This is a genomic window from Vibrio agarilyticus (genome assembly GCF_012641465.1).
Lineage (GTDB): Bacteria > Pseudomonadota > Gammaproteobacteria > Enterobacterales > Vibrionaceae > Vibrio > Vibrio agarilyticus.
Genome location: NZ_JABAIK010000001.1, coordinates 370,731 through 386,611, shown reverse-complemented (window position 1 = coordinate 386,611; position 15,881 = coordinate 370,731). Strand labels below are relative to the sequence as shown.

General features: G+C 46.4%; 15 protein-coding genes. 9 read left to right on the top strand and 6 right to left on the bottom strand.

What is annotated here, in order from left to right:
- Positions 1-51: 51 nt before the first annotated feature.
- Together nagE and glnS are read left to right on the top strand one after the other, a co-directional pair.
- Positions 52-1,548: an N-acetylglucosamine-specific PTS transporter subunit IIBC gene (nagE, locus tag HGP28_RS01640; protein WP_168834682.1), complete on the top strand. Its 1,497-nt coding sequence runs from the start codon at positions 52-54 to the stop codon at positions 1,546-1,548.
- Positions 1,549-2,181: 633 nt separating this feature from the next.
- Positions 2,182-3,852: a glutamine--tRNA ligase gene (gene glnS / locus HGP28_RS01635; RefSeq protein WP_168834681.1), complete on the top strand. Its 1,671-nt coding sequence runs from the start codon at positions 2,182-2,184 to the stop codon at positions 3,850-3,852.
- Positions 3,853-4,015: 163 nt separating this feature from the next.
- Here glnS and fcrX read toward each other — a convergent pair whose 3' ends face one another.
- A complete protein-coding gene (fcrX, locus tag HGP28_RS01630) occupies positions 4,016-4,468 on the bottom strand; it encodes a ferric iron uptake transcriptional regulator FcrX (protein WP_168834680.1) in 453 nt (150 codons plus the stop codon).
- A gap of 188 nt (positions 4,469-4,656) precedes the next feature.
- Between fcrX and HGP28_RS01625 the strand changes: the two genes are divergently transcribed.
- Complete coding sequence (locus HGP28_RS01625; protein ID WP_168834679.1) at positions 4,657-5,163, top strand: DUF4442 domain-containing protein; 507 nt, start codon at positions 4,657-4,659, stop codon at positions 5,161-5,163.
- A gap of 63 nt (positions 5,164-5,226) precedes the next feature.
- On the opposite strand, the gene fldA is transcribed toward HGP28_RS01625, so the two are convergent.
- From fldA to HGP28_RS01610, 3 genes are all read right to left on the bottom strand, one after another.
- Positions 5,227-5,763, bottom strand: coding sequence for a flavodoxin FldA (fldA, locus tag HGP28_RS01620; protein WP_168834678.1), 537 nt, complete (start codon positions 5,761-5,763; stop codon positions 5,227-5,229).
- A 46-nt stretch (positions 5,764-5,809) separates the two neighbouring features.
- The gene (locus HGP28_RS01615; protein ID WP_168834677.1) at positions 5,810-6,031 is read right to left on the bottom strand and encodes a DUF2788 domain-containing protein; all 222 of its coding nucleotides are present in this window, start codon (positions 6,029-6,031) and stop codon (positions 5,810-5,812) included.
- Between the two features lie 146 nt (positions 6,032-6,177).
- Complete coding sequence (locus tag HGP28_RS01610) at positions 6,178-6,951, bottom strand: alpha/beta fold hydrolase (protein ID WP_168834676.1); 774 nt, start codon at positions 6,949-6,951, stop codon at positions 6,178-6,180.
- 92 nt (positions 6,952-7,043) lie between these two features.
- On the opposite strand from HGP28_RS01610, the gene seqA reads away from it, so the two are divergent.
- Both seqA and pgm read left to right on the top strand, forming a co-directional pair.
- On the top strand, positions 7,044-7,574 hold the full coding sequence (gene seqA, locus HGP28_RS01605) for a replication initiation negative regulator SeqA (RefSeq protein WP_168834675.1): 531 nt from the start codon (positions 7,044-7,046) through the stop codon (positions 7,572-7,574).
- A gap of 83 nt (positions 7,575-7,657) precedes the next feature.
- Complete coding sequence (gene pgm / locus HGP28_RS01600; RefSeq protein WP_168834674.1) at positions 7,658-9,304, top strand: phosphoglucomutase (alpha-D-glucose-1,6-bisphosphate-dependent); 1,647 nt, start codon at positions 7,658-7,660, stop codon at positions 9,302-9,304.
- A gap of 200 nt (positions 9,305-9,504) precedes the next feature.
- On the opposite strand, the gene HGP28_RS01595 is transcribed toward pgm, so the two are convergent.
- Positions 9,505-10,272, bottom strand: a complete 768-nt coding sequence (locus HGP28_RS01595) for a DUF1853 family protein (RefSeq protein ID WP_168834673.1) — start codon at positions 10,270-10,272, stop codon at positions 9,505-9,507.
- A gap of 351 nt (positions 10,273-10,623) precedes the next feature.
- On the opposite strand from HGP28_RS01595, the gene HGP28_RS01590 reads away from it, so the two are divergent.
- Positions 10,624-11,382 carry a Nif3-like dinuclear metal center hexameric protein gene (locus HGP28_RS01590; RefSeq protein WP_168834672.1) on the top strand — a complete coding sequence of 253 codons (759 nt, stop codon included), beginning with the start codon at positions 10,624-10,626 and terminating at the stop codon, positions 11,380-11,382.
- 306 nt (positions 11,383-11,688) lie between these two features.
- Here the strand turns inward: HGP28_RS01590 and HGP28_RS01585 are convergent, their stop codons facing one another.
- Positions 11,689-12,978, bottom strand: coding sequence for a citrate synthase (locus HGP28_RS01585; RefSeq protein WP_168834671.1), 1,290 nt, complete (start codon positions 12,976-12,978; stop codon positions 11,689-11,691).
- Positions 12,979-13,374: 396 nt separating this feature from the next.
- Here HGP28_RS01585 and sdhC point away from each other — a divergent pair, with 396 nt between their 5' ends.
- Genes sdhC through sdhA form a run of 3 tightly spaced genes read left to right on the top strand, consistent with a single transcriptional unit; the run spans position 13,375 to position 15,872 of the window.
- Positions 13,375-13,767, top strand: coding sequence for a succinate dehydrogenase cytochrome b556 subunit (sdhC, locus tag HGP28_RS01580; protein ID WP_168834670.1), 393 nt, complete (start codon positions 13,375-13,377; stop codon positions 13,765-13,767).
- On the top strand, positions 13,761-14,105 hold the full coding sequence (gene sdhD / locus HGP28_RS01575) for a succinate dehydrogenase, hydrophobic membrane anchor protein (protein WP_168834669.1): 345 nt from the start codon (positions 13,761-13,763) through the stop codon (positions 14,103-14,105). The genes sdhC and sdhD overlap by 7 nt, the downstream gene beginning before the upstream one ends.
- The gene (gene sdhA, locus HGP28_RS01570; protein WP_168834668.1) at positions 14,106-15,872 is read left to right on the top strand and encodes a succinate dehydrogenase flavoprotein subunit; all 1,767 of its coding nucleotides are present in this window, start codon (positions 14,106-14,108) and stop codon (positions 15,870-15,872) included. It begins immediately after the preceding gene.
- Positions 15,873-15,881: the final 9 nt, after the last annotated feature.

The window sequence follows — 15,881 nt, the reverse complement described above, 5'->3', positions numbered from 1 at the left end:
CCGAAAAAAGTTGTCCAGCAGAAAACCAAAATTCCATAGGGGGAACATAAGGTGAATATTCTCGGATACTTCCAGAAGGTGGGTAAGGCACTCATGGTGCCCGTAGCCACACTTCCTGCAGCAGCGATATTGATGGGCATTGGCTACTATCTTGATCCAACGGGTTGGGGCGCTAACAATGCAATGGCCGCTTTTTTGATCAAAGCGGGCGCCGCCATTATTGATAACATGTCAGTCCTATTTGCGATTGGTGTGGCTTACGGTATGTCTAAAGACAAAGATGGCGCTGCGGCATTGGCAGGTTTTGTTTGCTATATGGTTGTGACAACGCTACTTAATCCTGCCACCGTAGAAGCGATTGGCATGATATCACTCAACAACGAAAGCACTTTGGCGTTCCAAAAAATCGGAAACCAGTTTGTTGGTATTTTAGCGGGTATCATCTCAGCAGAAATCTATAATCGTTACTCCGCGGTTGAGCTGCCAAAGGCTCTTGCATTCTTCTCAGGTAAGCGTTTAGTTCCCATTTTGACTTCTTTTGCCGGCATTTTGATGTCGTTTGTTCTGATGTTTGCATGGCCTGTGATCTTTAGTGGTCTTATCGGATTTGGTGAGAGCATTACTGGTATGGGCGAAGTGGGCTCGGGTCTTTATGGCTTCTTTAACCGTTTATTGATCCCTGTTGGCTTGCACCATGCACTCAATTCAGTATTTTGGTTCGATATGGCTGGCATCAATGATCTAGGAAACTGGTGGACGCCAAATGCAATCGAAACGGGTGTTGGTGTTGTTGGTGAGACTGGACGCTACATGGCAGGTTTCTTCCCTATCATGATGTTTGGCCTACCGGGCGCAGCATTGGCGATGTACCACTGCGCGAAACCTGAAAACAAAGCACGTGTGGCATCCATCATGATAGCCGCTGGTTTTGCATCGTTCTTTACTGGTGTTACTGAGCCGCTAGAGTTCTCATTCATGTTCCTTGCACCTGCTTTGTATGTACTTCATGCAGTATTAACCGGTATCTCTTTGTTTATCGCCGACTTGATGAACTGGACTGCGGGCTTTGGTTTCTCTGCTGGTCTTGTGGATATGCTGCTTTCTGCGCAAAACCCACTCGCGAACAAGTGGTACATGTTGCTACTGCAAGGCGCTGCGTTCTTCGCCATTTACTACGTGATTTTCCGCGCTGCAATCACCAAGTTCAGCCTGAGTACTCCTGGACGTGAAGACGACGAAAGTGGTGACACTGTCGTTGCAGCGGGTTCAGGTGACTCAGCAGGCCTCGCTCGTCAATACCTAAAAGCGTTAGGTGGTCATGAGAACTTAGCTAACATTGATGCGTGTATTACACGCCTGCGTTTGACCGTTAAGGATATGAGTGTCATTAACGAGAAAACATTAAAAGATCTTGGTGCCATGGGTGTCGTGAAGCTGGGTACGAATAACCTGCAAGTGATTTTAGGCCCGCTGGCAGAGATCATTGCCAATGAAATGAAGGCCATCTCAAATGATGAAGATCTGGCCGCGGTTGAGCTGCCAGCATAATTAGAGTAGTCGTTACCCTACGTATTACTTAGATAATCAAAAGTCTCGGCTTTCGGTTAAATGAGTACGAAAAATCCCCACTTCGGTGGGGATTTTTCGTTGTGAGGCAGAGTTTTGTCTGCGGTTGCGTCGCGCTTTACTGGCAAAGTGACAAATTGTTGGTATTTCAGCGCAGATCTAGTTGTCTATTTTAGTGGAATGATGGATCATAATTGGTTATATACCCAAGTAACCTCAAGATGCATGGTTCAGCGAGAATGACTTGATTTGTCAGTGAGGCGAGGGTTTGAAGATTGAGTGGTTCTCAATCGAAAATTGTCAACAAAGCTGATGAGCCAAGGCGGCTCGCCCTTTGGGAGCCAATCGCTGAACCGATAGCAGCGTTAAACAACTTGAAAATAGACTCGCTATTTCGCTGCGTTGTTTGCCTTGCTCTCAGCCCAGTGAGCCGGCTCTGAATCTAGCATCTTGAGGTCACTTGGGTATATACCTAGGTAAGAGGTCCGGACTTGTTTGCTGTTTACACTAGCGATAAGCGCTTTAGGAATCCCAAATCTGCCTTAAGGTAACCGCATTGGCGCTGTGAGCTAATGCGTCCATTTTCCGACAATACGAATATTTGAGGTGCTTTAGATGAGTGAAGCTGATGCTCGTCCATCAAACTTTATCCGCCAGATTATTGATAAAGATCTAGCGGAGGGCAAACATACCAGCGTGCATACTCGATTCCCGCCAGAGCCAAATGGCTACTTGCATATCGGTCATGCCAAATCAATCTGTTTAAATTTTGGTATTGCTCAGGACTATCAGGGCCAGTGTAACCTTCGCTTTGACGACACCAACCCTGAAAAAGAAGACATCGAATACGTTGAGTCAATCAAAAAAGACGTACATTGGCTAGGGTTTGAGTGGGCTGGTGAAGCGTGTTACTCATCAAACTACTTTGATGCGCTTTATGGTTATGCTGTTGAACTCATTAACAAAGGCCTAGCTTATGTGGATGAGCTAAGCCCTGATGAAATCCGTGAATATCGTGGAACACTGACGGCTCCAGGTAAACCGAGCCCATATCGCGACCGTCCAATTGCAGAAAACTTAGCACTATTTGAAAAAATGCGCGATGGCGGCTTTGAAGAAGGAAAGGCGTGTCTTCGTGCCAAGATTGATATGAGCTCTTCGTTTATGGTCATGCGCGACCCTGTGCTTTACCGCGTTCGTTTTGCGTCACATCATCAAACAGGGGATAAATGGTGTATTTATCCAATGTATGATTTTACTCATTGCATTTCTGATGCGATTGAAGGGATCACGCATTCAATTTGCACACTTGAATTTATGGATAACCGTCGTCTATACGACTGGGTTTTGGATAACATCACGATAGACTGTCGACCTCATCAGTATGAATTCAGTCGCTTGAATCTCGAATACACTGTGATGTCAAAACGTAAGCTAAACCAGTTGGTAAGCGAAAAGTTAGTTAATGGCTGGGATGATCCGCGCATGCCGACGATTTCTGGTTTGCGCCGCCGTGGTTTTACGCCAGCGTCCATTCGCGAGTTTTGCCAGCGCATTGGTGTGACGAAACAAGAAAATATGATTGAGTTTGGCGCGTTAGAGTCTTGCATTCGCGATGATCTCAATGAAAATGCGCCTCGCGCTATGGCGGTTCTCGATCCGGTTAAATTGGTGATTGAAAATTTCCCTGCCGATTCTATTGAGAATCTGACGGTTGCAAATCATCCAAATAAACCAGAAATGGGTGAGCGTGAAGTGCCATTTACTCGTGAGTTATGGATTGAGCGTGAAGACTTCCGTGAAGAAGCCAATAAGAAATACAAGCGCTTGGTTCTGGGTAAAGAAGTTCGCTTGCGTGGTGCGTATGTTGTCAAAGCAGAACGCATTGAAAAAGATGAAGCAGGTAATATTACCACCATTTTCTGCTCTTATGACGCAGAGACCTTAGGTAAAAACCCTGCAGATGGTCGTAAAGTGAAAGGGGTGATCCACTGGGTTTCTGCTGATAAAGCGCTGCCAGCGGAAATTCGTCTATACGATCGTCTGTTTACTGTTGCCAATCCGGCGGCTGCAAATGACTTTGCTGCAACCATTAACCCAGATTCACTCATTGTGATGCAAGGTTTTGTTGAGCCAAGTCTTGCGACAGCATTGCCAGAAGCTGGTTATCAGTTTGAGCGTATGGGTTACTTCTGCGCGGATGTTAAGGATTCACAGCCTGAGGCTTTGGTGTTTAACCGCACGGTTGGATTACGTGATACTTGGGCGAAAATTGACAACGATTGATTTGCGAGCCCTTAGCAATAAGGGCTAACCCGTTAAGGAATCTTGAGAGACTTAAGTTTAATCTGCCTTTTGAGACCACTTGAGAAAAGACGCGGCCAAGCTGCGTTATGTCATAAAAAAACCAGCACAATGTGCTGGTTTTTTTATGTGTCATGCTAATGAGCTAGCTTTGCTTTGGTTTGTGTGCATCACTTTGCGTTTTACAAGCGCCACCGATGCATTTGCCATAAAGATATAAGCTGTGGTTAGTTAGCTCGATATTATAAAGCGCGGCAATTTCTTTTTGGCGTTGTTCAATCATACTATCAGAGAACTCAATCACCTCGCCGCAATCTAAGCAAACAAGATGGTCATGGTGATGCTGCGTTGATAGCTCAAAAACGGATTTGCCGCCTTCGAAGTGATGACGCGTCACGATACCGGCATCATCAAATTGGTTGAGAACGCGATATACCGTGGCAAGACCAATCTCTTCCCCCAGATCGATCAGCTTCTTATACAAATCTTCAGCGCTGATGTGTTGGCAATCGGGCTGTTGAAGCACCTCAAGAATTTTTAGGCGTGGAAGCGTAACTTTGAGTCCGGCATCCTTCAGTGCCTGATTATTGTCTGGCATATACTTTCCCGTTGATGATCTGCGGTATCACGCATTGTTTATATTGGACCATTATAGGGGAAGCGCCATTAACAATAAACCACGAAGTTCAAAGGGTTGAAAAGAAGTGTTGTTTCCGTGCTACGAATACGAGTATAGTGCAGATCAGACCAGTAACATTTAAGTAACAAGTGCGGTGGTGATAGGCGATGAATAAACGTATGGTGAAATGGTATCGACCAAATACGGTGAAATGGGCGTTGAACCTGTGGCCGCCGTTTTGGGGGGCGGGAATATCTATTACCTCAATTAGTGAAGATTTTCGAGAGGTTAATGTGCGCCTTAAGCTGCGGTGGTGGAATAAAAATGCCAATCGCACTCAGTATGGCGGCAGCATTTTTTCGATGACGGATCCTGTATACTCTTTGATGCTCATGGGCATTTTAGGCGAGCAATATTATGTTTGGGATAGACAAGCTCAAATTAACTTTGTCAGCCCAGGTAAAGGCGATCTGACCGCACATTTTGAATTAACCGAGCCAATGCTCAACGAGATTTATCGCGCAACATGCGAGGGCGATAAGTTTTTTCCCTGTTTTAGCATCTTAGTAAAAGATGAAAGTGGTAAAGTCGTTGCAAATGTCGAGCGAACTTTGTACATACGAAAAAAGGCGCAGTATCGCGAATGGAGTGACGCAAAAAAAACGCCCTCCTAAAGAGAGAGCGTCAGAGTCAATATTCTTGTGTCGATGAAAGATATCATCGCGTCGAGTACCGAATTATTCTGCGTCTAGCTCAGCCAAACACATTTCATCGTAGATTTGCTTGACCCAATCCTCAACGCGCTTCTCAGTGAGTTCGGGCTGACGATCTTCATCAATACACAAGCCCACAAAGTGGCTATCGTCGCCGTTAACGAGTGCTTTAGATGCTTCGAACTCATAACCTTCAGTCGGGGTGTAGCCTAAAATGGTGCCGCCCTTTGCTTCGACGATATCGCGGATGGTGCCCATAGCATCACAGAAGTATTCTGCGTAATCTTCTTGGTCACCGCATCCAAAAATGGCGACGAGTTTGGTTGAAAAGTCAATTTGCTCGAGTTCTGGGAAAAAGTCATCCCAATCGCACTGAGCTTCACCGTAGTACCACGTTGGGATCCCAAGCAGCAATAGATCGAAGTTATCAATGTCTTCTTTACTGCTTTTTGCGATATCTTGGACGTGAACCAGTTGTTTACCGAGTTGCTTTTGAATCATCTTAGCGACTGCTTCAGTATTACCTGTGTCGCTGCCGAAGAAGATACCTACGCTTGCCATATAGTTTGCACCTTTGATTATCTTTTTAGTTGGGCCAAGCTCGTTTTTATCCGAGCCCAGCACCCTCCCAGCTAAGCTGGATTAGCCCTTTGGCAATGAACCCAGAACAGCCAAGAAACAGAACCAGCCATACAATACGACGGCCAAACGCTGGGACATTTCCGCGGTTCAATACGTCTCTTATTGCCATTGCGATCAAAAAAAAGATAGCGGCAAAAAGCAGGTCTAAACCGATGGATTCAAGCGCGTTGATATAGTCGTACAGCATAGCGTCCCTATCTGCGTGTTTTCGCTTGCAAGCACTATATCATTATGTGGCACCAAAGTTAATTGACTTTGCGACGCACTCGCATTGGCTGTGTCCTTTAAAAACGTGTTTGCTCCCTTCTTGTCACGTCAGACTGTCACTAGTGGTTAATGCGCTAGAAACTTTCGAATGGCGCGAATCACTAATTCAGGCTTTTCCGCGTGCAGCCAATGCCCGGTATGACTAATTACATGTGCTTTGGCGTTAGAAAATTGTGCTTGAATCGCGGGTTGATGCTCTGGGAGAAGATAGTCGGAATCGCCGCCCTTAATGAAGAGTGTGGGTATCGCGCTGGTTTTAATTGGCTGCCAGCCAATGATATTGGCGTAATTTTCGCTAAGGTGTGTGACATTGAAACGCCATTGCCAACGCTCAGTTTGTGGATGACGATAAAGTGATTTACCAAGAAATTGTCTCACCCCATCGAGCTCGATGAATTCGGCCATTTTCTGTAGCGCATCAGAACGTGATGTGGGTGGATGTGACTCTATGGCATTAAGAGCGCGAAACACAGATTCGTGACGATGCTCTTGGTAGTCGACTGGGGCCATGTCGAGGATCACTAATTTACTGATACGCGAAGCGGCGATCTCAGCTAATTTCATCGCCACTTTTCCGCCCATTGAGTGTCCGATCACAATCGCGTGATTGATGTTAAGGTGCTCAAATAGTGTGAGCAAATCTTCAGCTAAGGCCTGGTAGCTGTGCTCGTTATGATGAAACGAGAGACCATGATTGCGCAGGTCTACGCTAATTACTTGATAATCTTTTGAAAAATCTCGTGCTAAAAGGCCGAGATTTGCCAGGCTACCAAACAGACCATGGATCAAAATCAATGGCTGTCCTGTGCCTTGGATCGTGTGGTTAAGCAGTGCTGACATTTTATCTTATTCTTGATGGGTTTAACGTGGAGTATCGAGATGGATCTCGTTATAATCCTCGCAAGTTTAAACATTGAGATTGTGAAAAGCGAATGAAAACAATTGAGGTTGATGAGGAGCTGTATCGTTACATTGCAGGTCAAACCCAGCACATTGGTGAGAGCGCTTCCGATATTTTGCGTCGATTATTGGGTTTTGATGCTAAATCTGCGGCTGTTTTGCCAGCAGAATCTGTGAGTATCGTGGTCAGCAAAGAGGCAGATGCAGCACTGGCTGTGGATGGCGTTAAAGAGATGCGGACTTTATTGATTTCCGACGAATTCGCCACGCTTAAGAAGGCGATTGATCGCTTCATGCTAGTGCTGAGTACGCTGCATCACATCGATCCGAATGCATTTGCTCAGGCGACACAGGTGAAAGGACGCAAACGCGTTTATTTCGCGGATAATGAGGCAACGTTGTTGGCGAGCGGGACAACAACAAAACCTAAGCTCATTCCTAATACGCCTTTTTGGGTTATCACAAACAACAACACCAGCCGCAAACGGCAAATGGTAGAACAAGTGATGGCACAGCTTGAATATCCACAAGAGCTGATTGAAAAGGTCACTTTATCGATTTAAACATCGACGCTCCATCGCTTATTTTGACAGCGGTGGGGCGTTTTTTTTATTTTCCCATAATAACGAATTGAAGGATGTCGACTATGGCTATTTTTGCGCGCGCCGGACAAAAGGCTTTACAGGAAGACTTGCATAACATTCCTGCTTTGGTAGCAAACTACTACTTATTACAACCTCAAGCGAACAACCCTGAACATGCGGTCCAGTTTGGAACATCAGGCCATCGTGGTTGTGCAGATAATCATACATTTAATGAAGCTCATATTGTTGCGATAGCACAAGCTGTGGCAGACGTGCGCGCCGAGCGTGGCACGACGGGCCCTTTGTTTGTGGGTAAAGATACGCATGCGTTGTCAGAGCCTGCGTTTGCTAGCGTAGTAGAAGTTCTCGTGGCTAACGGCGTGACGGTTATTACTCAAAAAGACAACGGTTACACGCCAACACCGGGCATTTCACATGCGATTTTGACATACAACCTAGCGCACGAGGCGAAAGCCGATGGTATCGTGATCACTCCATCGCATAACCCACCACAAGACGGTGGTATTAAGTACAACCCGACTCATGGTGGTCCGGCAGAAGATGCGTTAACTAAGGCTATTGAACAACGAGCTAATGCTCTGATTGCTGATAACCTCGTGGAAGTAAAACGTCTGCCAATTGAACAAGCTAAACAGAGCCCACTGTTTGTTGAGCAAGATCTCGTTGCGCCTTATGTTGCCGATCTTGTTAATGTTATTGACATGGAAGCGATTCAAAAAGCCTCATTGAAACTCGGCGTTGATCCACTCGGAGGCAGCGGCATTGATTACTGGCGCCAAATTGGCCAAGCGTACAATCTTGAACTGACCTTAGTCAGTGAGGCTATTGACCCAACATTCCAATTCATGTCGCTTGATAAAGATGGCGTTGTGCGTATGGACTGTTCATCTCCATATGCAATGGCTGGCTTACTTGAAATTAAAGATCAGTATGATCTGGCGTTTGGCAACGACCCCGATTTTGACCGTCATGGCATTGTGACGCCAAAAGGTCTAATGAACCCAAATCACTTCCTTGCTGTTTGTATCGATTACCTTTACCGCAATCGTCGTGAGTGGCGTGCAGATGTGGCCGTTGGTAAGACACTGGTATCAAGCGCATTGATTGACCGCGTTGTGGCGGATCTTGGTCGTGAATTGTGTGAAGTGCCTGTCGGTTTCAAATGGTTTGTTGACGGCCTTTACTCCGGTCAATTTGGCTTTGGTGGTGAAGAGAGCGCTGGGGCGTCTTTCCTACGTAAAGATGGTACGCCTTGGGCCACAGATAAAGATGGTATTTTACTTTGCTTACTTGCGGCTGAGATCACAGCGGTGACAGGCAAAAATCCTCAGCAATACTATGAAGAACTTGCGGCGAAACATGGTGAGTCGAAATACAGCCGTATTCAAGCCGTCGCCAATGGCGAACAAAAAGCGATATTGAAAAAGCTCTCACCTGAGATGGTGGCGGCGCAAACACTGGCTGGTGATCCGATTACCGCTCGCTTGACGCATGCGCCAGGTAATGGTGCAGCTATCGGAGGCCTAAAAGTGACCACAGAACATGGCTGGTTTGCGGCTCGTCCATCTGGCACAGAAGACATTTACAAGATCTACTGTGAAAGTTTCAAAGGTGCAGAGCATCTCAAACAGATTGAAACGGAAGCGCAAGATATCGTTAATCAAGTGTTTGCTGATGCAGGCTTTTAATTAGTTAGCGTGATGTATTCACTATGCAAAGGCGACTTCGGTCGCCTTTTTTATTTGGGCATTATACCCGTCCCACTTGAAGTTGCAGCGGTGTTGACTGGCACTCTCAATCCTCATCACATAGCTTATCTATGCTCAGAGGTTTTGCTCGCTTGTCGCCTACCTGCCTCTTCAAGTTGTTTGGGTATTATCCGTCGCAGTTATTTGTTTTGACTGGTATCAGGCCATGAATCCGGCACCACAAACCAAAATCGACCAGTAGGACTGATGCCATGAATAAAGCGGTGGTGAGCGTTTTGAATCGCACGATGAAATGGCGCTTTCCCGGTCGCCCAATCGAGCTTTTCTAGAGGGTAAATTGGCTCGACGAGCTGAGATAACTGATGTTCGAAACACCAATAGCCGATACTTTGATTGGCATTGAGTTCAAAGCCTGCACACTGACTTGGAATTGGGGCCGGTTCAAAAGGATTCACATATAAGCGACCTTGAATAATGGCATGATGCGCGTGAGGTTCAATGTCTTTAAATTGAGCTATGAACTCCGGTGATTGGGTGAGGGTTAATTGCCGGTTTACCATGTGATCAATTTTTTTATCTAATCGGTCTTTGGCGTTTGGGCCATACCAACGGTTCTGATGTAGCAAGTAAAACTTAATCGCGACTTCCCAATGCTCAATCTGTTGCGAGTCATTATCGCGTAACAAAAAATCGATGGCACCGACTGTACGACCGTGTTGGTCATTGAGTTGAAGCTCTTCAGCCACTCGCGTGTAACGAGGCGTGTTTTGTAAAAGGCTGCTTATCAGTGATTGATAGACAAAGCCTAATCGAGGATTACCTTGATAAGTTGGCAAGGATGGCGGCGCAGACAGGCCAAGTGTGTGGGGCGAACAAAAAATACCGTCTTCTTTGACTAGCGACGGATTGCCAGTAATCCAGTGAGCAAATTGCATTAAAGATGACATTCAAGGCCCCGAGTAACGATTTGGTATCAATTTAAGGTACACTGCTAGACTATTTTCGTATATGCCCAAATAACTTAAAGTTACTTGGGTATATACCCGTCCTACTTGAAGTTGCAGCGGTGTTGACGGGCACTCACAAACCTCATCACATAGTTTATCTATGTTCAGAGGCTTTGTTCGCTGGTCGCCTACCTGCATCTTCAAGTTGTTTGGGTATAGTTTGTTTATTCTCAGAGGTTTTGTTTGTTTGCCGCCTAGCCGCAACCCTAAGTGTTTGGGTGTATGAACCACCTCAAGATGCAAACTTAAGAGAAGAGATTACCGATACTCATGACCAAAGTGAAACCGAATATGAACAATTTAGACTTAGAATCTCTGCTCAATGTAGAGTTGCATCCACATGCTATTAATGATTACTGTCCAAACGGTTTGCAAGTGGAAGGTCGAGCTGACATCGGTCATATTGTAACAGGCGTTACCGCCTCTCAAGCTTTGATTGATAAAGCGATAGAACTCAATGCTGATGCACTTTTGGTTCATCATGGCTACTTTTGGAAAGGAGAGCCAGAGCCACTGCGCGGCATGAAAGGGCGCCGTATTCGCGCTTTGATGAAAAACGATTTGAACCTCTACGCCTATCATTTACCGTTGGACATTCATGCGACCCTAGGCAATAACGCTCAACTAGCCCACCTTCTGGGTATTAAAGCGATTGAAGGCATGGAAGGGCACCCACACTCTGTGGCGATGATGGGGCGCTTTTCAAAAGCGTTAACAGGGGCGGAATTAGCGACGCGCATTGAGACCGTACTGGGCCGTACCCCTCTTCACCTTGAGCCAGAGCAGCGTAATAAACCGATTGAAACCATAGGGTGGTGTACCGGTGGCGGTCAGGACTATATTGAGCTTGCTGCGAGAAAAGGTCTTGATGCTTTTATTTCCGGAGAGGTCTCTGAGCGAACAACCTACACTGCGCGAGAAATGAACATCCATTATTTTGCCGCGGGCCATCATGCTACGGAGCGATACGGAGTTAAAGCACTTGGTGAGTGGCTGGCGGCGCACCATGGATTAAAAGTCACCTTCATTGACATTGATAACCCGGTTTAGTTGGTGGACCAATGTTTAAACAAAAAAGGCTTGAAACTCAATTCAAGCCTTTTTTATTTCATTATCGTATTCGATGACGATGCGGTGGTTAACAATCTCAGCCTCTTATACCCGTCCCACTTGAAGTTGCAGCGTTGTTGGCGAATTCTCACAAACCTCATCACATAGTTAGTCTATGCTCAGAGGCTTTGCTCCTTTGCCGCCTAGCTGCATCTTCAAGTTGTTTGGGTATAGACAGAAATACACCCTATCGTGAAGCCCCATTTGTTAATCAAACGCATCGCACAGCATTAAGCTAAACAGTGATTATTCACGTTCGTGCAATGGCTTAAAATCACGATGCATTTCACCGGTATAGAGCTGGCGAGGACGACCAATACGGTTCAGTGGATCGCTGTGCATTTCGTTCCAATGTGCAATCCAGCCGATGGTACGAGAAATGGCAAAGATAACGGTAAACATTGACACAGGAATACCGATCGCTTTAAGGATGATGCCAGAATAGAAATCCACATTTGGGTAGAGTTTCTTCGACACAAAATACTCGTCAGACAGCGCAATACGTTCTAGCTCCATCGCAACATCCAATAGAGGATCTTTGATGTTGAGCTCTTTGAGCACTTCGTGGCAAGTTTCACGCATGACCGTGGCTCGTGGATCGTAGTTTTTATACACGCGATGACCAAAGCCCATGAGGCGGAATGGGTCATCTTTATCTTTGGCGCGCGCAACAAACTCCTCAATATTGTCAACACTGCCAATTTCTTCAAGCATCTTCAAGCATGCTTCGTTTGCGCCGCCGTGAGCGGGTCCCCAAAGTGATGCAATACCTGCGGCAATACAAGCGAATGGGTTCGCACCTGACGAGCCGGATAGACGAACGGTCGAGGTTGATGCGTTTTGTTCATGATCCGCGTGGAGCGTAAAGATTTTGTCCATCGCACGCGCGACGACAGGGTTAACTTCGTACTCTTCGCATGGGTTGGCAAACATCATGTGCAAAAAGTTTTCTGCGTAACCCAAATCATTACGAGGGTAAATGAAAGGTTGACCAATGGAATATTTGTAACACATGGCGGCCAAGGTTGGCATTTTTGATAATAAGCGATAAGCCGCAATTTCGCGGTGTTCATCGTTATTGATATCCAGTGAGTCGTGATAGAACGCCGCTAATGCACCGACAACGCCACACATGACTGCCATTGGGTGCGCATCGCGACGAAAGCCATGGAAAAAGCTCGCGATTTGCTCGTGAACCATAGTATGGCGGGTAACCGTTGTTTTAAATTGTTCGTACTGCTCGCGGGTTGGGGCTTCGCCGTAGAGAAGAATATAACAGACCTCAAGGTAGTCAGCGTTGTTCGCTAGCTGATCGATGGGAAAACCGCGGTGAAGCAAAATGCCTTTCCCGCCATCGATGAAAGTGATCTGAGATTCGCAAGATGCAGTGGCAAGAAAACCAGGATCAAAAGTGAAGTAGCCGTTTGCTCCCAGCTTACGAACGTCAATTACAGGGTTCCCTAAGGTTCCATCCATAATTGGCAGCTCGATTGGCGCGTGACCTTCTACGTGAAGGGTCGCTTTCATATCTGCCATAACAATCTCCTTTATGTTTTATTTAATCCGTCCAGGATGTTTTGCGTGTCAAATTTGTACGTCTGTTCGTTAATAAAGTCAATTTTTCTCCGCCGATGTGTGCACTTGTTATGATTTTTTACATCGATAATGTTAAAAATTCGTCCTATGTAGCAAAAATTGTTACATCAATTGTATTAGAATGTTGCGGTCCGTATAGTGACAAAGTAAATAATGGTTCAATCCTTATCGTTTCAGGGCTTGCTGGCAATTGTAGCTGATTTTTTGAGTCTTGTTTGTTAACAACTTGTTTACATTAAAGTGGCCGAATAAGCCATTATGAGTGTTAATAAAATGTTAATTTCGATGGGTTGGCATCAATTTTTATTCATAACTATAAATGCCCAATGGAGCAGAGTGAGCAAGCCCGTGAAAGAAAGAAAGTCCAGACCTGTTAATCTCGATTTGCAGACCATTCACTTTCCGATTTCTGCAATCGCGTCGATCGTGCACCGAATCAGCGGTGTGATCACGTTTATTGCAATCGGAATATTGTTGTGGTTGCTGTCGATCTCATTGTCCTCGCCGCAAGGCTTTGACCAAGCGAGTGCCTTAGTAGGGCACGTTTTGGTTAAGTTTGTCCTTTGGGGCATTCTGACTGCACTTGCCTATCACATCGCTGGTGGCATTCGCCATTTACTGATGGATCTTGGGCATTTTGAAGAATTAGAAAGCGGCGCACAGTCGGCCAAAGTGGTCTTTGGTGCGACTGTCGTGCTATCACTGCTGGGAGGGATTTTAGTATGGTAAAGCAAGTGTCCTCCCTTGGCAGAAACGGGGTGCATGATTTTATTTTGATCCGTGCCTCCGCCATCATCATGACCCTTTACACCATTTATGTGATCAGTTTTTGTGCCTTTACTGATATTTCCTACACCACTTGGACGCAGTTTTTTGACAGCGGCTTTACCAAAATTTTTACCATGGTGACGCTTGCATGCATCATGATCCACGCGTGGATTGGCATTTGGCAAGTTTTAACCGATTACGTAAAACCTGCTCTATTACGCAGTGTTGTGCAATTAGCCGTGGTTGTGGTGCTGTTTGGCTATTTTTTCTCTGGTCTATTTATTTTGTGGGGTGCGTAAATGACGATTCCAGTAAGAGAGTTTGACGCTGTCGTGATTGGTGCTGGTGGCGCAGGCATGCGCGCTGCGTTGCAAATTTCAGCGCAAGGTTTAAGTTGCGCGTTGCTGTCTAAGGTATTTCCAACGCGCTCACACACGGTGTCGGCTCAAGGTGGGATCACCGTTGCGTTAGGCAATTCCCATCAAGATAACTGGCAGTGGCATATGTACGACACCGTAAAGGGGTCGGATTATATTGGCGATCAAAATGCGATCGAATATATGTGCAAAACCGGGCCCGAATCAGTTATTGAACTTGAGAAAATGGGCTTGCCGTTTTCACGTTTCGAAGACGGAACGATTTACCAACGCCCCTTTGGCGGGCAGTCAAAAGAATTTGGTGGCGAGCAAGCTGCGCGCACCGCTGCGGCGGCAGACCGCACAGGACATGCTCTGCTTCATACTCTTTACCAGCAGAACGTCAAGCATAAGACAACGATTTTTTCTGAATGGTACGCTTTGGATTTGGTAAAAAATCAAGATGGCGTAGTCCTTGGTTGTACCGCATTGTGTATGGAAACTGGCGAGATTTGCTACTTCAAAGCCAAAGCGACGATTTTGGCCACAGGCGGCGCTGGGCGGATTTATGCATCAACCACCAACGCGCATATCAATACGGGTGATGGTGTTGGAATGGCGTTGCGCGCAGGCGTGCCAATGCAAGATATGGAAATGTGGCAATTCCATCCAACAGGTATTGCTGGCGCTGGTGTGCTCGTGACGGAAGGATGTCGTGGCGAAGGCGGTTACCTACTGAATAAAGATGGGGAACGCTTCATGGAGCGTTATGCGCCGAACGCCAAAGATTTAGCAGGTCGAGATGTCGTCGCACGCTCGATGATGATCGAAATTCGCGAAGGGCGCGGCTGTGATGGTCCTTGGGGGCCGCATATTAAACTCAAACTCGATCATCTTGGTAAGGATGTCTTAGAATCACGACTTCCGGGTATTTGTGAATTATCGCGCACATTTGCCCATGTGGATCCAGTTAAAGAGCCGATCCCTGTGATCCCAACGTGTCATTACATGATGGGTGGCGTGCCGACTCAAGTCTCTGGTCAAGCCATCAAACAAACCGCAAATGGTGCTGATGTTGATGTGCAAGGTTTGTTTGCGTGTGGTGAAATTGCATCTGTATCGGTGCATGGTGCAAACCGTCTTGGCGGGAACTCGCTGCTTGATTTAGTGGTGTTTGGTCGTGCAACAGGGTTGCATTTAGGTGAAACGTTAGCGGCGCAAAGCGAAGCTCGTCCAGCGAGCGACTCAGACATTGAGGCTTCTCTTGCTCGAACGATGCGTTGGGAAAATAGCCAAAGTGGCGAAGATCCCGCGCAAATTCGCAAAGATTTGCAGCGCTGCATGCAAAATAGTTTCTCGGTGTTCCGAGAAGGTGATGCAATGGCCACCGGACTGGAAGAGCTCAAAACGATTCGCCAGCGTTTAAAAGAAGCCCACTTAGCGGATAAGTCAAGTGAGTTTAATACTCAGCGCATTGAGTGTTTGGAACTTGATAATCTAATGGAAACCGCCTATTCGACCGCTGTCGCGGCGAATTATCGAACCGAGAGTCGCGGCGCGCACGCGCGGTTTGATTATCCAGAGCGTGATGATGATAACTGGCTATGCCACTCCATCTACAATCCGGAAACGGAGCAAATGACGAAACGTGACGTTAATATGGCGCCAGTTTATCGTGATGCGTTCCCACCGAAAGTGCGTACATACTAGAAGGAGGAC